17 protein-coding genes are annotated in these 18,988 nt (G+C 64.1%); 13 read left to right on the forward strand and 4 right to left on the reverse strand.

Annotated features, from left to right (window positions below; genetic code table 11):
- Positions 1-71 precede the first annotated feature (71 nt).
- The 7 genes from accB (at position 72) to RKP46_RS14660 (ending at position 7,136) form a co-directional block, all read left to right on the forward strand.
- Positions 72-524, forward strand: a complete 453-nt coding sequence (gene accB, locus RKP46_RS14630) for an acetyl-CoA carboxylase biotin carboxyl carrier protein (RefSeq protein ID WP_311107315.1) — start codon at positions 72-74, stop codon at positions 522-524.
- Positions 525-540: 16 nt separating this feature from the next.
- Positions 541-1,905 (forward strand): acetyl-CoA carboxylase biotin carboxylase subunit, encoded by a 1,365-nt coding sequence (gene accC / locus RKP46_RS14635; RefSeq protein ID WP_311107316.1) that lies wholly within the window; start codon positions 541-543, stop codon positions 1,903-1,905.
- A 154-nt stretch (positions 1,906-2,059) separates the two neighbouring features.
- Positions 2,060-2,950: a 50S ribosomal protein L11 methyltransferase gene (gene prmA, locus RKP46_RS14640; RefSeq protein WP_311107317.1), complete on the forward strand. Its 891-nt coding sequence runs from the start codon at positions 2,060-2,062 to the stop codon at positions 2,948-2,950.
- A 3-nt stretch (positions 2,951-2,953) separates the two neighbouring features.
- The gene (locus RKP46_RS14645; protein WP_311107318.1) at positions 2,954-3,898 is read left to right on the forward strand and encodes a DUF3426 domain-containing protein; all 945 of its coding nucleotides are present in this window, start codon (positions 2,954-2,956) and stop codon (positions 3,896-3,898) included.
- A 748-nt stretch (positions 3,899-4,646) separates the two neighbouring features.
- Positions 4,647-4,913: a 30S ribosomal protein S20 gene (gene rpsT, locus RKP46_RS14650; RefSeq protein ID WP_311107319.1), complete on the forward strand. Its 267-nt coding sequence runs from the start codon at positions 4,647-4,649 to the stop codon at positions 4,911-4,913.
- Positions 4,914-5,098: 185 nt separating this feature from the next.
- Positions 5,099-5,752, forward strand: coding sequence for a protein-L-isoaspartate O-methyltransferase (locus RKP46_RS14655; RefSeq protein ID WP_311107331.1), 654 nt, complete (start codon positions 5,099-5,101; stop codon positions 5,750-5,752).
- 34 nt (positions 5,753-5,786) lie between these two features.
- Positions 5,787-7,136 (forward strand): TolC family outer membrane protein, encoded by a 1,350-nt coding sequence (locus tag RKP46_RS14660; RefSeq protein ID WP_311107320.1) that lies wholly within the window; start codon positions 5,787-5,789, stop codon positions 7,134-7,136.
- Here RKP46_RS14660 and waaA read toward each other — a convergent pair.
- On the reverse strand, positions 7,111-8,397 hold the full coding sequence (waaA, locus tag RKP46_RS14665; protein ID WP_311107321.1) for a lipid IV(A) 3-deoxy-D-manno-octulosonic acid transferase: 1,287 nt from the start codon (positions 8,395-8,397) through the stop codon (positions 7,111-7,113). The two genes, RKP46_RS14660 and waaA, sit on opposite strands and share 26 nt — an antisense overlap.
- A 136-nt stretch (positions 8,398-8,533) precedes the next feature.
- Positions 8,534-9,496: a lipopolysaccharide heptosyltransferase I gene (gene waaC, locus RKP46_RS14670; RefSeq protein WP_311107322.1), complete on the reverse strand. Its 963-nt coding sequence runs from the start codon at positions 9,494-9,496 to the stop codon at positions 8,534-8,536.
- Positions 9,497-9,667: 171 nt separating this feature from the next.
- Between waaC and RKP46_RS14675 the strand changes: the two genes are divergently transcribed.
- The 4 genes from RKP46_RS14675 to RKP46_RS14690 all read left to right on the forward strand — a co-directional run bounded on the left by RKP46_RS14675 (position 9,668) and on the right by RKP46_RS14690 (position 14,032).
- A complete protein-coding gene (locus tag RKP46_RS14675; RefSeq protein ID WP_311107323.1) occupies positions 9,668-11,092 on the forward strand; it encodes a mannose-1-phosphate guanylyltransferase/mannose-6-phosphate isomerase in 1,425 nt (474 codons plus the stop codon).
- A gap of 96 nt (positions 11,093-11,188) precedes the next feature.
- The gene (rfbB, locus tag RKP46_RS14680; protein ID WP_311107324.1) at positions 11,189-12,256 is read left to right on the forward strand and encodes a dTDP-glucose 4,6-dehydratase; all 1,068 of its coding nucleotides are present in this window, start codon (positions 11,189-11,191) and stop codon (positions 12,254-12,256) included.
- Complete coding sequence (gene rfbD, locus RKP46_RS14685; protein ID WP_311107325.1) at positions 12,253-13,149, forward strand: dTDP-4-dehydrorhamnose reductase; 897 nt, start codon at positions 12,253-12,255, stop codon at positions 13,147-13,149. Before rfbB ends, rfbD begins: the two co-directional genes overlap by 4 nt.
- Positions 13,150-13,231: 82 nt before the next feature.
- The gene (locus RKP46_RS14690) at positions 13,232-14,032 is read left to right on the forward strand and encodes a sulfite exporter TauE/SafE family protein (RefSeq protein ID WP_311107326.1); all 801 of its coding nucleotides are present in this window, start codon (positions 13,232-13,234) and stop codon (positions 14,030-14,032) included.
- Between the two features lie 22 nt (positions 14,033-14,054).
- On the opposite strand, the gene RKP46_RS14695 is transcribed toward RKP46_RS14690, so the two are convergent.
- Positions 14,055-14,834 (reverse strand): enoyl-CoA hydratase-related protein, encoded by a 780-nt coding sequence (locus tag RKP46_RS14695; protein WP_311107327.1) that lies wholly within the window; start codon positions 14,832-14,834, stop codon positions 14,055-14,057.
- Positions 14,831-15,502: a GntR family transcriptional regulator gene (locus tag RKP46_RS14700; protein ID WP_311107328.1), complete on the reverse strand. Its 672-nt coding sequence runs from the start codon at positions 15,500-15,502 to the stop codon at positions 14,831-14,833. Before RKP46_RS14700 ends, RKP46_RS14695 begins: the two co-directional genes overlap by 4 nt.
- A 202-nt stretch (positions 15,503-15,704) precedes the next feature.
- Here RKP46_RS14700 and scpA point away from each other — a divergent pair, with 202 nt between their 5' ends.
- Positions 15,705-17,879 (forward strand): methylmalonyl-CoA mutase, encoded by a 2,175-nt coding sequence (gene scpA / locus RKP46_RS14705; protein WP_311107329.1) that lies wholly within the window; start codon positions 15,705-15,707, stop codon positions 17,877-17,879.
- A gap of 16 nt (positions 17,880-17,895) precedes the next feature.
- On the forward strand, positions 17,896-18,918 hold the full coding sequence (gene meaB / locus RKP46_RS14710; protein WP_311107330.1) for a methylmalonyl Co-A mutase-associated GTPase MeaB: 1,023 nt from the start codon (positions 17,896-17,898) through the stop codon (positions 18,916-18,918).
- The last annotated feature ends 70 nt before the right edge of the window (positions 18,919-18,988 follow it).

Consider the following 18,988-nt stretch of genomic DNA (forward strand, 5'->3'; position numbering starts at 1 on the left):
CATCGCCAGACCAGCATCGGCCCTGATGGCGAGCGTTCAACCCTGCAAGCGTAATCTCCCGGAGCATATCGATGGACCTGCGGAAACTGAAGAAACTGATCGACCTGGTCGAGGAGTCGAGCATCACCGAACTGGAAATCAACGACGCCGAGGAAAAGGTGCGCATCGTCAAACACGGTGTCGCGCCTGCCCAGGCCTACGCCTATCCGCCGCTTGCTCAGGCGCATCCGGCCACCCCGCCGGCGCCGGCAGCCAGCGCAAGCGCGCCGGCCGAGCCGGAACTGCCGGAAGGCGATATCGTCAAGGCACCGATGGTTGGCACTTTCTACCGCGCATCGAGCCCCGGAGCCGAACCTTTCGTCGAAGTCGGCAGCGTCGTCAAGGCCGGTGCGACGCTGTGCATCATCGAAGCGATGAAGCTGCTCAACGAAATCGAAGCGGAAACCGCCGGCACCGTCAAGGCCATTCTGGTCGAGAATGGCCAACCGGTCGAATACGGCGAGCCCCTCTTCGTCATCGGCTGATAAGGAAACTTCCGCCATGTTCGGGAAAGTCCTCATTGCCAATCGCGGCGAGATTGCGCTACGCATCCAGCGCGCCTGCCGTGAATTGGGCATCAAGACCGTCGTCGTCCATTCCGAGGCGGATCGCGAAGCCAAGTATGTCCGCCTGGCAGACGAGTCGGTGTGCATCGGTCCCGCCCCCTCTGCGCAAAGCTACCTCAACGTCCCGGCAATCATCTCGGCGGCCGAGGTCACCGACGCCCAGGCAATACATCCGGGCTACGGCTTTCTCTCGGAAAACGCGGATTTCGCCGAGCGCGTCGAGTCGTCCGGATTCGTCTTCATCGGCCCGCGTCCGGAGACGATCCGCCTGATGGGCGACAAGGTTTCCGCCAAGGAGGCGATGCGGGTCACCGGAGTTCCTTGTGTTCCCGGCTCAGAAGGGTCCTTGCCCGAGGATCCGAAAGAGATCCTGCGCATCGCCAAAGTCGTCGGCTATCCGGTAATCATCAAGGCGGCCGGCGGCGGTGGCGGACGCGGCATGCGCGTCGTGCACACCGAGGCAGCCCTGATCAACGCGGTCAATCTGACGCGTGCGGAAGCTCAGAACTTCTTCGGCAATCCAAACGTGTACATGGAGAAGTATCTCGAAAACCCGCGCCACATCGAGATACAGGTGCTTGCCGACAGCTTCCGGGGAGCGGTCTACCTGGGTGAGCGCGATTGCTCGATGCAGCGCCGTCATCAGAAGATCATTGAAGAAGCGCCGGCGCCGGGCGTCGCCACACGCCACATCGTGCGCATCGGCGAACGTTGCGCCGAGGCATGCCGGCGGCTCAACTATCGTGGCGCCGGAACCTTCGAATTCCTCTACGAAAACGGCGAATTCTATTTCATCGAAATGAATACGCGGATTCAGGTCGAGCATCCGGTCACCGAGCTGATCACCGGTGTTGACCTGGTCGCCGAACAGATACGCATTGCGGCTGGCGAGCGCTTGCGCTTTCGCCAGCGCGACCTGAGCTTCCGCGGGCACGCGATCGAATGCCGGATCAACGCCGAGGACCCCTACTCTTTCGTCCCCTCACCGGGCAAGATCAGTTTCTACCATCCGCCGGGCGGTCCCGGAATTCGCGTCGATTCGCACATCTATCAAGGCTATACGATCCCCTCCCACTACGACTCGATGGTCGCCAAGGTGATTTCCTACGGCGACAGCCGCGAACAGGCAATCCGCCGGATGCGCACTGCGCTGTCGGAAATGAGCATCGAAGGCATCAGAACCAACATCGCCTTGCACCAGGAACTGATGCACGATGCGCGCTTCATGGAAGGTGGTACGAGCATTCACTACCTGGAGCATCGGCTGGCGGCCAAGGACGAGGTCAAGAAAGGCGGCTGAGCCAGCGTGCGCCCCCTTCGCCAGCTTTCGGCAGCCAGCGCATGAGCCACCCGCGCCCGGCAGCGGGACCGCATTGCCCGGCCGGCAGAGCACCCCGGGCAAGCTTCGTCGGCACCGCCCTTCCCATCTTGCCTCGCACTGAATGGTGACCGCGATGAGCTGGCTGTCTTTGCGCATTGACACCGATGGCCGACACGCCGAGGCGCTGGCCGACGCCTTGCTCGACAACGGTGCGCTGTCGGTCAGCATAGAGGATGCCGACGCCGGAACTGCCGAGGAGAAGCCGCAGTTCGGCGAGCCGGGCGCGGTACCCCAGCTTGGCTGGGAACGTTCGCGCGTGGTCGCGCTCGTCGCGCCGGGCTTGAACCTGCTGCAACTCATCGGCGCCAGCGCCGCGCGCGCCGGCCTTCCGGAACTACCCACCTTCACCCAGGAAAAGGTCGCTGAACAGGACTGGGTGCAGGTGACGCAGTCGCAATTCGAGCCAATTTGCGTCTCGCCACGCCTGTGGATCGTTCCCTCCTGGCACACGCCGCCGGACGCCAAGGCAACCGTACTCGTCGTCGACCCGGGCATGGCCTTCGGCACCGGATCGCACCCAACAACCCGGCTTTGCCTGGAATGGCTCGAGCGCCGCGTCTACAGTGGGGCCTCCGTGCTCGACTACGGTTGCGGCTCAGGGATCCTCGCCATCGCTGCGGCAAAGCTCGGGGCCAACAGGGTGGTTGGCGTCGACCTCGACCCGCAGGCGGTCACCGCCTCGGCCAGCAACGCGCAACGAAATGCGGTCCGCGCACGCTTCCAGGATGCACGGGACGTCCTCTCGGGCAATTTCGACATCGTCGTCGCCAACATTCTGGCCAATCCGCTGAAAATCCTCGCACCGGCGCTCTGTGCCTACGTCCGGCCAGGTGGCTGCCTGGCGCTGTCGGGAATCCTTGTCGAACAGACCGACGAACTGATTGCGGCCTACGCCCCCTACCTGCACCTCGCCGTAAACGACACGCGGGAGGCTTGGGTATGCCTGACCGGGCGCAAGGACTAGCGCATGAAAACAGCCTGCCCAGCCTGTCGGACGGTCTTCCGGATTACTTCCGGCGAACTTCGCGCGCGCTCCGGGCAGGTCCGCTGTGGTCGCTGCCAAACCGTTTTCAGTGCCCTCGACGAACTCTCCGACGACGCTTCGCCACTGCTCCTGCCGACCACCCTGCCCAACGCCCAACTGGACGACCACCGTCGTGCCGCGCCGACGAGCCGCCTTGCGGCAAGCGACGCGGCGAGCGTCGACACAGGCGTCGAAGCGGCATCGGCCACCGACTCGTCGCGCAGCCGGCACGCGGCGCAAACGGACGCGCGCCTGGCAGAGGCAGCAACACCGCTCACGCTCGCTGCCTCGTCTGCGGCTGCAAGCATTGTTCCCGGTGAGCACCCGTCCGCCAGCGACGAACCGGCGCAGGCGCGCAGCCACTGGCTGGGAGAACAGCGCCAGCCAGCGCCAGGCCCTGGCCGTCAGCGGCGAGAAGCGCAGGTCCTCGGTGCGCTGGTCGGGGTGCTCGCGTTACTGCTGGCAGGGCAACTCGTTTTCCAGTTGCGCACGACGATCAGTCTCTCCGTGCCGGGTTTGCAGCCGTGGCTGGCCGCGCTCAGCGAACTCGTCGGCAGCGATCTCCCTCTGCCACGGCGTGCCGACCTGCTGGCGATCGAAGCCTCCGACCTGCAGAGCGAGCCCGGTCGGACCGCGTTGCTTACGCTGCAGGCGACGCTACGCAATCGGGCGGGCTACGCGCAAGCGTACCCGGCAATCGAACTTGCGCTTACCGATACCAGAGACAAAGTCATTGTCCGCCGTGTGCTCCTCCCGGAAGAGTATCTCCCGCCGGGGATGCTCGCAGCCGGGCCTTTTCCTGCCAGTTCTGATCTCGACATCCGTCTGCGCCTGGAGACCCGCTCGGTCGAGGCAGCCGGCTACCGGCTCTACCTCTTCTATCCTTGATGCACTGCACACGGCAACGACAGCTTGGCTCCTGCCCGCGGCAAGGCCGTGACCAAGCCGTCGTACATCCTGATGCTCGCCATCCAGCCGCGCAGGCGGCAGAACGTCGATGCGCGTTGCACTCGCGGCGCCCACCATCGCTGCGGCATCGAAGCGGGCCCGCTGGTCGAAGAGCCCCCCAGACGAGCATGCCTTCTCCTCCGACGGGCGCGCCCTGCGGGGCTACCACTTCCTCGCGCAAGCGGCACTAATCCTCATTACCCTGGCACGCTTCACCCGAGCGCTGCGCCCCGTGTATCGCCGGCTCGGCGAGCCGCGCGGCCATCGCCTCTGCCAACAGCCACTCTTGCGCCGCTGCCTGGCCCGATTCCGCGCGCATGTGTACGCCGCATGCCAAAGCCATCTCGCTGCAAATCGAGTGACCCGCCGAGAACGACCCCAGCCAGCGCCCTGGGCGGCATCTCCTCGACCGGGAAAGCAAGCGCCCAGTGATCGGAGCGCAGGGCCTGCCGCCTTCCGGCATCCTCTTCACGGACTCCACCAGCGGTGCATTCCGCGCCTCTTGCCGCCAGCCCCGCGATCTGAGCGCTCCAGCAGCCAGACCACGGGTTTCCGGCAAGCCGCCCGAATCACGCTGCATCATCCGTCAGGGCCAGGCTTCCAAGTGATTCCCTTGCGTGACAAACGGCGCACGTGTAGAATCCCGCGCTTCCAATTTCGTCCACGCGTTTAATAGGAATACCAATTTATGGCCAACAGCGCACAAGCTCGCAAGCGCGCCCGGCAATCCGCCAAGCAGCGCGCCCACAACGCCAGTCTGCGCTCCACCCTGCGCACGGCAGTCAAGCGCGTGCAAAAAGCCATCGTAGCTGGCGACAAGGTGGCCGCGCAGGGCATTTACCGGGACTCGGTCGCCGTAATCGACCGCATTGCCGATAAGAAGATCATTCACAAGAACAAGGCATCACGTCACAAGAGTCGCCTTTCCGCTCAGATCAAGGCGCTGCCGGCCTGACCGGACAGCCCGATGATGACCGAGGCGGCGCCCTTGCGGCGCCGTTTTCTTTGTTGCCCGGAAGGCCGCCTCAAGGCAAGCCGCGCGCGACCAGTTGCCGATCACGTTATAATACCCGCACGAAACAAATCTCAGGCGGTGCTGGCATCGACATGCTGACGGGGAAGGTGATGGCTACGGTAACGGTGGACATGGAGCGGGCGCGCTTCAACATGATCGAGCAACAGATTCGGCCTTGGGAGGTGCTGGATCCGGAAGTCCTTGCGGCGCTCTCAGTGGTCAAGCGTGAGGATTTCGTCCTCCCGGCGCACAAGCTGCTCGCCTTTGCCGACCTGGAGTTGCCGATCGGCGGCGGGCAGACAATGCTTCATCCAAAGATGGAAGCACGGATTCTGCAGGAAGTCGGCATCAGGAACACCGACGTGGTCCTCGAGATAGGCGCCGGGAGCGGCTACATGGCGGCTCTCCTCGCCTCGCGCGGCGAATTTGTCCACACGGTCGACATTGATCCGGCACTAGCGGACCTTGCTCGGCGCAATCTGCGCCAGGCACGGGTGGTCAACGTCACCGTCGACACCGGGGATGCGTCGGAAGGCTGGTCATCCGCTTCTCCCTATGATGTTATTGTGATTTCCGGAAGTTTGCCGCGCCTGCCGGCGACCTTCCTGCAACAACTGCGACTCGGCGGTCGGCTGTTTGCCTTCATTGGCGAAGCACCGGTAATGCATGCGCAACTGATCACACGAACCGCCGACAAGGCATTCACCACGATCAACCTGTTCGAAACCGTCGTTGCGCCACTGAAGAGACCCAGAGCACAACCGGGTTTTGTCTTCTAGCCCGCGACAGCAGCGCGCAGCATCGGACGAGGTCATGTCAAGCAAATCAAGCCCCTTGCGGTTCGCCTTCGGCCTGTCTGCCTTGTGTGCGGTTGGCGGCGCCATGGCCGCTGATCTGATGCAGGTCTACCGCGATGCCCTGAGCTACGACGCGCAGTACGCAGCCGCGCGAGCCACAGCGGCAGCCGGCCGTGAGCGGCTACCGCAGGCCCTGGCCGGCCTGCTGCCCTCAGTCAATGCGACCGGCAACACGTCCTGGAATGGCAGTCGTTACCGGTACAACCTTGCCGACAGCAACCGGACTGATATCTACAAGGCTCGCTACAACACCAACAGCTATGGCGCCAACCTGACGCAACCGCTGTTCCGCTGGCAGAACTGGGTCCAGTACGATCAGGCCAAGCTCTTGGTGATGCAGGTCGAAGCAACGTTTGCGCAGGCGGGGCAGGAACTGATCGTGCGCGTCGCACAGGCCTATTTCGACGTCTTGTTCGCCAGCGAAAACCTGCGCGCAGTCCAGGCCGAGAAGACCGCCATCGGGCAACAGCTCGAGCAGGCCAAGAAGAACTTCGAAGTCGGAACGGCGACGATCACTGATACCTATGAATCGCAATCGCGCTTCGACCTGACGCGCGCGAAGGAGATCGCCGCTGAAAGCGAACTCGAAGTCAAGCGCCATGCGCTGCGCGTCTTGATCGGCAAGGAGCCCGGCGAACTCAACCGGCTGAAGGACAAAGCGGTGGTTGAGCCACCGCAACCGGCCAGCATGGAGACGTGGGTCGAGGCAGCCGAGCGCGACAGCTTTCTTGTTCAGGCGCAACAGGCGGCGGCAGAGGCGGCCGGCCGAGCGGTCGAAATCAACCGTGCCGGGCACTATCCTACGCTTGACGTGGTGGCCAATTACTCGGCCAACAGCAACCCGGGCCAGTTCGGCCAAGGCGACATCGAGACGCGCACACGACAACTTGGTTTGCAGCTCAACATCCCGATTTTCCAAGGTGGAGCGGTCAACTCGCGAACGCGCGAAGCAGCCGCCAAGCGCGACGCCGAACTCTCTGCGCTCGACAATGCCCGCCGCAATTCGGCGCTCAACGCGCGCCAGGCGTACCTCGGCGTGGTCAGCGGCTTGGCGCAGGTGCGCGCGCTGGAAGCCGCACTCGTTTCCAGCCTCAGTTCGCTCGAATCGAATCGCCTGGGTTACGAGGTCGGCGTGCGGATCAACATCGACGTCCTGAACGCCGAAAACCAGGTCTATGTGACCCGACGTGACCTGGCGAAAGCGCGCCTCGACGCGCTGCTCGCGCTACTGAAGCTGAAGGCGGCAGTCGGCGCACTCGGCGAAGCCGACCTCGAACAGGTCAACGCGCTGCTCGAGACTCGATAAGCGGGCGGATCAGCGCCAGCGTGCGTGCTGTTGCGCCACGGTGTGCTGCACTGAAGCGCATTGCGGCGGCGCGCATGGCGTGCAGCGACGCCCTGCTGCCCCCCTGTTCACCAAACAACTGCGCGACGACGAGCGCGGCCTGTGGTGCGTCGACAACACGCCGAGCGGCGCCACAGGCGACCGCATCCTGACTCGCCTGCGCAAAGTTGAACGTGTGTTCGCCGATCAGAACCGGGCATCCGCAGGCTGCCGCTTCGATCAGGTTCTGCCCGCCAAACGGAAGCAAGCTGCCGCCGATCAGCGCGATGTCGGCGAGCGCGTAGTAGGCGGCCATTTCGCCCATGCTGTCGCCGAGCCAGACGCGCGTCACAGCATCCGGCAGCGTCCCTGTGCTGCGCCGCCGATAGCTTAGTCGGCGCTGCTCGAGCAGGCTGGCGACTTCGTCAAAACGCTGTGGATGGCGCGGCACGACGACAAGCAGCAGATCAGCCAGGTCAACTGCGCCGAGGGCGTCGAGAATCAACGCTTCCTCGCCTTCGCGCGTGCTGGCCACCAGCCAGATCGGACGGTGGCCGATCGCGCTCCGCCAGCGGGCGCCCAGTTCCAGCCGTTCAGCCGCCGGCGTGACGTCGAACTTGAGATTGCCGCAGACGGTGATCTGGCGCGCACCTAGCTCGCGCAGCCGTTCGCCGTCAGCCTCCGTCTGCGCTGCAACGGCGGCGAATGACGCGATTGCCGGCTCGATCAGCCAACGCACGCGTGCATAGGCGCGCTGCGAGCGAAGCGACAAGCGCGCGTTGACCAAGACAATCGGCAGGCCCCTGGCGACCGCGGCCGCCATCAGGTTGGGCCAGATCTCGGTCTCCATGAGCAAGCCGATGCGCGGCTGAAAGATGGCCAGAAAGCGCCGACAGGCATGCGGCAGGTCGTACGGCAAATAGGCCTGCACGATCCGCCCCGGATGCTTATTCAGCAGATCGAGGCCAGCCGCGCGTCCGGTCGGCGTCATGTGCGTGAGCAGCAGATCATGCTGGGCAAAGACCCCGAGGAGCGCATCGATCAAGGGTTCGGCGGCGCGTGTTTCGCCCACCGAAACGGCATGCAACCAGATCAACGGGCGCCGTGATGGCCGCCGATAATGACCGTGCCGCTCGCCAAGGTGCTCCAGATACTCGGCTTGCCTGACGGCACGCCAGGCGAGGCGAAGCCAGACCAGTGGCATGGCCAGATAGAAGAGCAATGCATAGAGGAAGCGGATCATCGCTGACCGGCGGAAACCGGCAGGTGTGGCCGCCGGTGGCGTAGCCGGCCGAGCAGGCACGAAGCCAAGCCGAGGCCAGGCCAGCGCGCACGCGGCAGGCAAGCCCGCGTGCTTGGCGCCTGGCTCGGGCACTGCCTCATTGACTCGCGAGCAAGGCTTGATCGGCGTGCGCCACGACCTCGGCGACGGCCGGCGGCTGCCCCGGGCGACCGAGGTTGCGAGCGAATCCGCGTCCGTGCACGCCGGTCAGCGCGGGTTCACTGGCGACGTAGATCGCAATCACCGGAACGTTCATCGCGGCTGCCAGATGGGCCAGCCCGGTATCGACGCCGATCACCAGTCTGGCCCGGCCAAGCAGCCCGGCGATCTGGGGCAGCGTCAGCGGCGGCGCCACCAGCGCACCGGCAAGCACTGCCGCAATGCGCTCAGCGCGCCGCCGCTCGCTGGCGCTACCCGCTGGCAGAACCGGTGTCAAGCCACGCGCCAGCAACTCCTGGCCGAGGTTGCACCAGTTCGCCTCGTCCCACAGCTTGTCGTCGCGGCTGGTCGCGGTAAACAGAACGACTGGCCTTTCGCCGTGCAGCCAGGGCAGCTCATCCGTCGGTGCGCAAATCCCGTAATCGAGCGGCAGGTCGACCGGGTAGTCGCAGGCAGCGGCAGCCAGCCAGCGGTTGCGCAGAACGGCGTGCGCGTTGCGTGGGATGACGAAAGTGGCATCGTAGAAGCGTGCCGCCAGCGGTTCGCGCGCAGCTTCCGCGGCGTAGCCACAACGCCTTCCGTGCGCCTGGCGGGCAATCAGCGCGCTCTTCAGCAAACCCTGTGTGTCGAGCACCAGGTCGTACTCGACCGCGCCGATGGCCCGACGAAAATCGCGCATCTGGCGCCAGGTGTCGAGTCGCTGCAAGGCCTTGCGCCAGCGCCGCCAGGCCACAGGAATGACCTGCGCCACCGCCGGATGCAGACGTGGGATGTCGGCAAAGCGCTCTTCGACGCACCAGGCAATCCGGACTGCCGGAAAGACGCGCCGCAGATCGCTGACCACCGGCAGGTTGTGAATGACGTCACCGAGCGAGGAGGTTTTTACCAACAGGATGCGCATCGGTGTGCGGGTCGGCGACGGAGGAATCGTCTGACGAAAGAGCGCCATTATAGAAGATGATGACAGGCGGCGGAAAAGGCGCCCCTCTGCCCGTCGAATCAACCGCTATAATTCGCCTTTTCGGCCAGCCGGCGACGCTGCGGTGGCTTTGCCCAGAATGGAAACGCGCGCATGAATTCTCCGCTGATTCGTCCTGTCCTTCTCTGCGGCGGGTCGGGAACCCGTCTCTGGCCGCTCTCGCGGACGCACTACCCGAAACAGTTCCTCCGCCTGGCCGACGAGTTTTCCTTGCTGCAGAATACGCTACGGCGGCTTGATGGCCTGCCCGGAGTCGGCGCAACGATCGCCGTGGCGAATGAACATCACCGTTTCCTGGTCGCCGAGCAACTCCTCGAAATTGGCCAGAAGGCGGACATTCTGCTCGAACCGGCAGCGCGCAATACGGCACCGGCGGTCGCGGCAGCAGCGTTACACGCCTTGCATGAGGCACAGGGACTGAGCGGATGCCCGCTCTTGCTCGTGCTCCCGTCAGACCATGTGATCGCCGACGTTGACGCTTTCCGGACAGCGGTCACGGCGGCCTTGCCGCATGCCGGTCGCGGCGACCTGGTGACTTTCGGCGTTGTCCCCGATCGCGCGGAAACCGGTTACGGGTACATTCGCCGCGGGAAGCCGGTGACCGGCGGCTACCTGCTTGACCGCTTTGTCGAAAAACCCGACAAGGAGCGCGCCGAATCGTATCTGCACTCGGGGGACTACTACTGGAACAGCGGCATGTTCCTCTTCCGTGCCGACAGCTTCCTCGAAGCGCTCGGCCTGTTCGCGCCCGAAATGCGCCAATGCGTAGACCGCGCACTCGCTGCTGCCCAACGCGACCTCGACTTTCTGCGCCTCGAACCGGCCGCCTTCAGCGCCAGCCCGGCGAATTCGATCGACTACGCGGTGATGGAGAAAACCGACCGCGGCGTGGTCATCCCGCTCGATGCCGGCTGGAACGACATCGGCGCCTGGGACGCCCTCGCCGCGCTCGGCCAGAGCGACCGCAACGGCAACACGCTGCGCGGCGATATACATAGCGTGGACACGCAGAACTGCGTGCTGCTCTCCGAAGGCCGGCTGCTTACCACGGTAGGCGTCAGGGATCTGGTCGTCATCGCAACGCCTGACGCGGTTCTCGTCGCCGACAAGGCCAAGGCTCAGGATGTCAAGACGCTGGTCGACGAGCTGAAACGCGGCGCGCGCGCCGAGACCGAATTCCGGCATATCGTGCATCGGCCCTGGGGAAGCTACGAGGGGATTGCCGATGGCCCGCGCTATCAGGTCAAGCGGATTCTGGTCAAACCCGGCGCCAGCCTCAGCCTGCAAAAACATCACCACCGCGCCGAGCATTGGATCGTCGTCAGAGGAACGGCGGCGATCGTGCGCGGCGATGAGTCGCTGCTGCTGGCGGAGAACCAGTCGACGTACATCCCGCTCGGCGTCGTCCATCGGCTGGCGAACCCCGGCAAGATCGACCTGGAAATCGTCGAGGTGCAGTCCGGTAGTTATCTCGGCGAGGATGACATTGTCCGTTTGCAGGATACCTACGGGCGCTGAGCCTGCTGCACAGGCAGCGCGCCGCAGGTCGCGCACTGCCTGCTTCGCTCGTTACCCCGCAAGCACCGGCCTGGCAAGCAAGAATAGGGAAATGACATGATTCTGGTTACCGGTGGCGCTGGCTTCATCGGCGCAAATTTTGTTCTCGACTGGCTGGCCGACGACGGCGAACCACTGATCAATCTCGACAAACTGACTTACGCCGGCAACCGTGCCAACCTGGCCAGCGTAGAGGGTGACGAGCGCCACCTCTTCGTGCAAGGTGACATCGGCGACCAGCACCTGAGCGCCAGCCTCCTGGCCCAGTACCGGCCACGCGCAGTGATCAATTTCGCCGCCGAGTCGCATGTCGATCGTTCGATTCACGGACCAGAAGATTTCATCCAGACCAATGTCGTCGGCACGTTTCACTTGCTGGAGGCAGTGCGCGCGTACTGGTCGGCCTTGCCGCCCGATGCCCGGCAGGCTTTCCGCTTCCTGCACGTATCAACCGACGAAGTCTACGGCTCGCTGACCGCCGAGGCGCCCGCCTTTACCGAAGAGCATCGCTACCAACCGAACAGCCCGTATTCGGCCAGCAAAGCCGCGAGCGACCATCTCGTGCGGGCCTACTATCACACCTACGGTCTGCCAGTCCTGACAACCAACTGCTCGAACAACTACGGATCGTTCCAGTTTCCCGAAAAGCTGATTCCTTTGCTCATCGTCAATGCGCTCGCCGGGAAGTCGCTCCCGGTGTACGGCGACGGTCGGCAGATCCGCGACTGGTTGTACGTCAAGGATCACTGCAGCGCCGTTCGCCGCGTGCTCGCAGCAGGTCGCCCCGGCGAAACGTACAATGTCGGCGGCAACAACGAAAAACCCAACATCGAGATCGTGCACGCCGTCTGCGCCTTGCTCGACGAATTGCGCCCACGCCCCGACGGCAAGCCGTATCGCGAACAGATCAGCTACGTCGCCGACCGGCCAGGGCACGACCGGCGTTACGCGATCGACGCGCGCAAGATCGAAGCTGAACTCGGCTGGCGGCCGGCGCACAGCTTTGAGCGTGCCCTCCGCCTCACCGTCGAATGGTACCTGGCCAATCAGGAATGGGTGAAGGATGTGCAATCGGGCGCCTACCGCGACTGGCTGGCGAAAAATTACAGCGAGCGACAAGCATGAGAATCCTGCTTTTCGGCAAGCGCGGACAGGTCGGCTGGGAGCTGCAGCGCAGCCTGGCGCCGCTGGGCGAAATCGTCGCGCTCGATCATGAAGGCGACGGAACGCTGTGCGGCGACTTCACCAATCCGGCCGGGCTCGCCACCTGCGTGCGTCAGGTGGCGCCCGATCTGATCGTCAACGCGGCGGCCTATACCGCCGTCGACCGCGCTGAAAGCGAGCCACAACTGGCCGCGACGATCAATGCGCAGGCCCCCGCCGTGCTCGCCGAGGAAGCTGCTCGCCTGGGCGCCTGGCTGGTGCATTACTCGACCGACTACGTCTTTGACGGGAGCGGCGAGAGCGCCTGGCGGGAGAGCGATCGGCCGAATCCGCTGAGCGTCTATGGGCGAAGCAAACTGGCTGGCGAACACGCCATCGCCACTTGGCGCAATCACCTGATCCTGCGTACGAGCTGGGTCTATGCGGCGCGCGGCAGCAATTTCGTCCGCACGATGCTCCGCCTGGCCGGCGAGCGCGAGCGCCTGCAGATCGTGGCCGATCAGATCGGCGCGCCGACCGGCGCCGAGCTGCTCGCCGATGTCACCGCGCAAGTCGTGCGCAGCCTGCGCGATCGCCCCGAACTGGCCGGCCTCTACCACCTGGCGGCGAACGGCGAAACAAGCTGGCACGGTTACGCGCTACACCTCATCGAGTATGCGCGCCAGGCTGGCCGGGAAATCCGCGTCGCGCCCGGAGCGATCGAAGCGGTCCCCACTTCGGCCTATCCGCTGCCCGCCGTGCGTCCACACAATTCGCGGCTCGACACCAGGAAGCTGCGGAACAGCTTCGACCTCAAGCTGCCCGCCTGGCAGATCGGCGTCGAGCGCATGCTCGACGAACTGTTCGCCCGTTAGGCCGCAGGGCGCTTGCTTGCCCGGCGGCAAAGCGTGCGATCATGACGCTATTGCAGCGCACACTGCGCGACGGGAGCTCGACTTGATCTGGTGGCTGGCCTACACGGCCCTGGGCGTGTTCACCGGCTTCTTTGCCGGAATGCTGGGAATCGGCGGGGGTCTGGTGATGGTTCCGACCTTGACCCTGATGTTTGCCGCGCAAGCCGCGTTTCCGGCCGGCGAGGTCCTGCATCTCGCGCTGGGTACGTCGATGGCGACCATCCTGTTCACCGCGCTCGCCAGCCTGCGTGTGCATCATCGCCATGGTGCAGTGTTGTGGCCCGTGGTGGCCCAGATCACGCCTGGAATTCTGCTTGGCACTTTGCTCGGTACCTTGTTCGCCGCCAGCGTACCTGCCCGGCCACTCGCCCTGTTCTTCACTGGCTTCGTCTGCCTGATTGCCCTGCAGATGATCCTCGACGTCAAACCCAAACCCTCGCGCGAGTTACCGGGCACCGGCGGCGTCCTGGCTGTTGGCACTGGCATAGGCGCGATCTCGGCGCTGGTCGCCATCGGCGGCGGATCGCTCACCGTGCCTTTCCTGACCTGGTGCAATGTGCGCGTGCAGAATGCGATCGGCACCTCGGCCGCTGTCGGCTTTCCGATCGCGCTCGGCGGCTCGCTGGGCTACATCGTCAACGGCTGGGAACAGCCCGGGCTGCCGGCCTGGAGCCTGGGCTACATCTACCTGCCTGCCTTCATCTGGCTCGTCCCGGCGAGCATGCTGAGCGCGCCGCTCGGTGCCCGCCTCGCCCACCGGCTGCCGGTCAGGACGTTGAAGCGGCTGTTCGCGGGAATTCTGATTCTGCTCGCGGCAAAGATGTCGTGGGGCATCTTCGCCTGAGCGCCGAGCGCGCAGTGCTGCTCTAGCGCCCGCGAAACTCCGGCGTCCGCTTTTCGAGAAAAGCCTTCAGTCCTTCGCGATAATCCTCGGTGGCAAGGAAGGCAAACGACGCACGCCGTTCGTCCTCGCTCAAAGGCTGGCCTTGCTGCAGACGGCGAATCCACTGCTTGTGCCACTTGGCAACCAGTGGTGCGCCAGCGCAAATGCGGCCGGCGCACGCGTAGGCCTCGCCAGGTACCTCGTCGTCAGCGACGACACGCGTCACCAGACCTTTGGTCAAGGCCTCCGACGCGTCGAAAATCCGCCCCTCGAGCAGAAGTTCGTACATCGTTGCACTGCCCAGCAGGCGCAGAAGGCCTTCCATTTCGCCCGGGTACATCGAGAAACCCAGCCGGTTGATCGGCACGCCGAAGCGCGCCGATACACCGCAGATGCGCAGATCGCACTGCGCGGCGATCTCCAGGCCGCCCCCCATGCAGGCGCCCTCGATCAGCGCAATCGTCGGCTTTCCGCAGTCATGCAGCGCCGCCAGCGCAGCACCGGCGGTGGCGTGATAGGCCATTGCCCGGTCTACGGTGTCACGCTGAACACGGAACTCCTCGATGTCGCCGCCAGCGGCAAAGGCCTCACCGCCCTCGCCGCGCACAACCAGACAGCGCAGATCTTCGTCAGCCGACAACGCGTTGACCACCTGACGCAAACGCTGCCACATTGCCAGATCGAGCGCGTTGCGTTTGCCCGGATTCGACAGAATGACCGTCGCCACGGCCCCGGCGCGCGCAGCGACAATCGTGCCGCTCACGGATTCACCTCCGCTTCCGCGTGGCTTCTCGCCAAGGCCTGACGAACGGAAAGAATGTGATCGTGCATCAGGCTCTCGGCGAGCAGGCCGTCGCCGGCCTTGATTGCCGCCAGAATCCGCTCGTGCTCGGCGAGCGACTGCTCCAGCCGCCCTTCGATACTCAACGAGAGCAAGCGCGTCAGCTTCAGTACCTTGCGCAGATCGCGCACCGTCTGCCGCAACCAGCGGTTGCCGGCCATGTCCTGAATGCGCGCGTGAAACTCCTGGTTCAGTTCGAAAAAGCGCTCGATCTGGCGGCTCTCGGCAGAACCCTCAAGCTGTCGATGAATCTGCTCGAGGCTGGCGATTTCGCGTGCTTGCGCCTTGGCGGTCGCTTCCAGCGCACAACGACCCTCCAGGATCGCCATCAACGGGAAGATTTCATCGAGATCCTGCTCGGACAGTTCGGTTACGAAGCAGCCACGCCGCGGCTTCAAGGTCACCAGCCCTTCCGCGGCAAGCACCTTCAAGGCCTCGCGCAGCGGCGTTCGACTGATGCCATAGTCGATCGTCAGCGCCTGCTCGTCGATCCGTGCGCCGGGCTGCAGTTCGTGCGCGAAAATCCGCTGACGCAAGCGCTCGGCAACTTCCTGGTAAAGCGCTGGCTGCGCTATGCGACTCGGGCACATGGCAATTCATCCACTAAATTGCTGAGCTTGAGCATTGGAACTTGCCTTCATAATTATGGATACAGTATTATTCGGCGGGCGGGGTGTCAAGCGCTAATCTCGCCGAATGCGAGTCGGCCCTGCCCTTTGGGCGGCGCGGTTTCTCCCCCCACAGACGAAGCGAGCTACGCCTCATTCCACAGATTTCGTGAAAGGTTCCGTCATGTCCAACGCGAACAACGCTGCGCCACAAGATTTTGCCAACCTCGACGCCTGGAAGAAGGCTGCCGCCAAGTCGGCACCCGGCGGCAATGTCGAGGCACTCAACTGGGTCACCCCGGAAGGAATCGTCGTCAAGCCGCTGTACACCAGGAAGGATGTCGAAGGCCTGCCGTACAGCGATACGCTGCCCGGCCTGGCGCCCTTCGTGCGCGGCCCGCAGGCGACGATGTACGCCGTGCGGCCGTGGACGATCCGCCAGTACGCTGGATTTTCCACTGCCGAAGCATCGAACGCCTTCTACCGCAAGGCGCTTGCGGCGGGTGGTCAGGGCATTTCGGTCGCCTTCGACCTGGCGACGCACCGCGGCTACGATTCCGATCATCCACGCGTCACCGGTGACGTCGGCAAGGCGGGCGTGGCGATCGACTCGGTCGAAGATATGAAGATTCTGTTCAACGGCATCCCGCTCGAAAAGATCTCGGTCTCGATGACGATGAACGGCGCTGTTCTCCCCATCCTCGCCGGCTACATCGTCGCCGCCGAAGAACAGGGCGTCGCTCAGGAAAAGCTGTCGGGAACGATCCAGAACGACATCCTCAAGGAGTTCATGGTCCGCAACACGTACATCTATCCGCCCAAGCCGTCGATGCGGATCATCTCAGACATCATCGGTTATACGGCACACCACATGCCGAAGTTCAACTCGATCTCGATCTCCGGCTATCACATGCAGGAAGCCGGCGCGACGCAGGCGCTCGAACTCGCCTTTACGCTGGCCGACGGCCGCGAATACGTCAAGACGGCACTGGCTTCCGGTCTCGATGTCGATGAATTCGCCGGGCGACTCTCCTTCTTCTTCGCCATCGGCATGAACTTCTACCTTGAAGTCGCCAAGCTGCGCGCCGCTCGCCTGCTCTGGTGGAAGATCATGCAGGAGTTCTCGCCGAAGAGTCCGAAGTCGATGATGCTGCGTACGCACTGCCAGACTTCCGGCTGGTCGCTGACCGAACAGGACCCGTACAACAATGTCGTACGGACGGCGATCGAGGCGATGGCGGCGGTTTTTGGCGGCACGCAATCGCTGCACACCAACGCCCTCGACGAGGCGATCGCGCTGCCAACCGAGTTCTCTGCCCGCATCGCGCGCAACACGCAGCTCATCATCCAGGAGGAGACGCACATCACGAATGTGATCGATCCGTGGGCAGGCTCGTACATGATGGAAAGGCTGACGCAGGATCTGGTCGACGAAGCCTGGAAGATCATCGAAGAGGTCGAGGCGATGGGCGGCATGACACACGCCGTTGAATCCGGCTGGGCGAAGATGAAGATCGAAGGTTGCGCGGCCGACAAACAGGCGCGCATCGACTCGGGCAAGGACGTGATCGTCGGGGTCAACAAGTACAAGCTGGCCAAGGAAGCAGAGATCGACATTCTCGACATCGACAACAACGCCGTACGTGAAGCGCAGGTCGCCCGTCTGGCGCAGGTACGCGCAGCACGCGACAGCGCCGCGGTCGATGCGGCACTGGCCGATCTGACGCGCTGCGCCGAAACCGGCGAAGGCAACCTGCTCGACTTCGCGGTCAAAGCGATGCGTTTGCGGGCGACGGTCGGCGAGGTCTCCGATGCGCTGGAAAAAGTCTTCGGTCGCTTCCGTGCGACGCAACAGACGGTCTCCGGCGTTTACGGTGCGGTCGTCGAAGGCATGTCGAGCTGGGAGAAGCTGAAAGCCGAAATCACCAAGTTCAACGAAGACGAAGGCCGGCGGCCGCGTGTGATGATCGCCAAGCTCGGCCAGGATGGGCACGACCGCGGAGCCAAGGTGGTCGCCACCGCCTTTGCCGACCTCGGTTTCGATATCGATGTCGGACCGCTCTTCCAGACTCCGGAAGAGGCTGCCCGGCTGGCGATCGAAAACGATGTGCACGCGGTCGGCGTCTCGTCACTTGCGGCGGGTCACAAGACGCTGCTGCCGGCCCTGGTCAAAGCGCTGAAGGAGCAGGGCGCGGACGACATCATCGTTTTTGCCGGTGGCGTAATTCCGGCACAGGACTATGACTTCCTCTTCCAAGCGGGGGCGAAAGCCATCTTCGGTCCGGGAACACGCATCGAGGATTCGGCGATGACCGTACTCGACGAGATCCGCAAGGCGCGCGCGCAGGTTCCAGCCTAGCCGTGCGGTCCTGACCATGGATCAGAGCAGCAGCAAGTCTGCCGGCGGCGCGGCCGCCGCCGGCTTGGCGCATGCCGACCAGCATCTGGTCGATGGGGTGCTCAGGGGGCATCGGCGAGCGCTGGCGAAGACCATCACGCTCGTCGAATCCACCCGCAGCGATCATCAGCGGCGCGCGCGGCAGGTGCTCGCCGCTTTGTTGCCGCATACCGGACGAACGATACGCGTCGGCATCTCAGGGGCTCCCGGCGCCGGCAAGTCGACGTTCATCGAAACGCTCGGGATTCATCTGATCGAAGCCGGCAGGCGGGTTGCGGTGCTCGCCGTGGACCCCTCTTCGTCGGTTTCCGGGGGCTCGATTCTCGGCGACAAGACGCGCATGGAAATGCTTTGTCAGCGCGACGAGGCGTTCATCCGGCCCAGCCCCTCAGCCGGGTCGCTTGGCGGAGTCGCCGACAAGACGCGTGAAGCAATGCTCGTCTGCGAAGCTGCCGGATTCGACGTGATCATCGTCGAAACCGTCGGTGTCGGCCAATCGGAGACGACCGTCGCCGGCATGGTCGATGTCTTTGTTCTACTGCAATTGCCCAACGCAGGCGATGACCTGCAGGCGATCAAGAAAGGCATCGTCGAAATTGCTGACCTTGTCGTCTTCAACAAGGCCGACATCGACGAGCGTGCGGCTGCCTTTGCGCGCGGTCAGATGCGTGCCGCCCTGACCATGCTGCGCAGCAGCAGCCCGAACTGGCGCCCGCCGGTCCTTACCGTCAGCGCCCTGGCTAAACGTGGCATCGTCGAGTTCTGGAGCGAAATCGAGCGCTACCGGACGACGATGATGGCGAGCGGCGAATTCGACGCGAAGCGCCGTCGGCAAGCCGTCGACTGGATGTGGAACCTGATCGACTCTGGCCTGCGCCACCATTTTCATTCTCATCCAGCAGTCCGCTCGGCCCTGCCAACGATGTCGGCCGACGTCGCCGAAGGCCGGACGACGCCCGGCGCGGCTGCCGCGCGCCTGTTGGCCTATCTGCATCACTGATTGCACGACATCCACGAAACCTCCGACTTGTTTGAGTAGTTCTGATTGACGCGACCGTTAGGGAGTAGAA

The organism is Accumulibacter sp. (assembly GCF_031732815.1).
GTDB lineage: Bacteria > Pseudomonadota > Gammaproteobacteria > Burkholderiales > Rhodocyclaceae > Accumulibacter.

Coding starts and splice junctions, on each gene's coding strand:
- accB (WP_311107315.1), top strand. CDS start 72: ATGGACCTGCGGAAACTGAAGAAACTGATCGACCTGGTCGAGGAGTCG.
- accC (WP_311107316.1), top strand. CDS start 541: ATGTTCGGGAAAGTCCTCATTGCCAATCGCGGCGAGATTGCGCTACGC.
- prmA (WP_311107317.1), top strand. CDS start 2,060: ATGAGCTGGCTGTCTTTGCGCATTGACACCGATGGCCGACACGCCGAG.
- RKP46_RS14645 (WP_311107318.1), top strand. CDS start 2,954: ATGAAAACAGCCTGCCCAGCCTGTCGGACGGTCTTCCGGATTACTTCC.
- rpsT (WP_311107319.1), top strand. CDS start 4,647: ATGGCCAACAGCGCACAAGCTCGCAAGCGCGCCCGGCAATCCGCCAAG.
- RKP46_RS14660 (WP_311107320.1), top strand. CDS start 5,787: ATGTCAAGCAAATCAAGCCCCTTGCGGTTCGCCTTCGGCCTGTCTGCC.
- waaA (WP_311107321.1), bottom strand. CDS start 8,397: ATGATCCGCTTCCTCTATGCATTGCTCTTCTATCTGGCCATGCCACTG.
- waaC (WP_311107322.1), bottom strand. CDS start 9,496: ATGCGCATCCTGTTGGTAAAAACCTCCTCGCTCGGTGACGTCATTCAC.
- RKP46_RS14675 (WP_311107323.1), top strand. CDS start 9,668: ATGAATTCTCCGCTGATTCGTCCTGTCCTTCTCTGCGGCGGGTCGGGA.
- rfbB (WP_311107324.1), top strand. CDS start 11,189: ATGATTCTGGTTACCGGTGGCGCTGGCTTCATCGGCGCAAATTTTGTT.
- rfbD (WP_311107325.1), top strand. CDS start 12,253: ATGAGAATCCTGCTTTTCGGCAAGCGCGGACAGGTCGGCTGGGAGCTG.
- RKP46_RS14700 (WP_311107328.1), bottom strand. CDS start 15,502: ATGTGCCCGAGTCGCATAGCGCAGCCAGCGCTTTACCAGGAAGTTGCC.
- scpA (WP_311107329.1), top strand. CDS start 15,705: ATGTCCAACGCGAACAACGCTGCGCCACAAGATTTTGCCAACCTCGAC.
- meaB (WP_311107330.1), top strand. CDS start 17,896: ATGGATCAGAGCAGCAGCAAGTCTGCCGGCGGCGCGGCCGCCGCCGGC.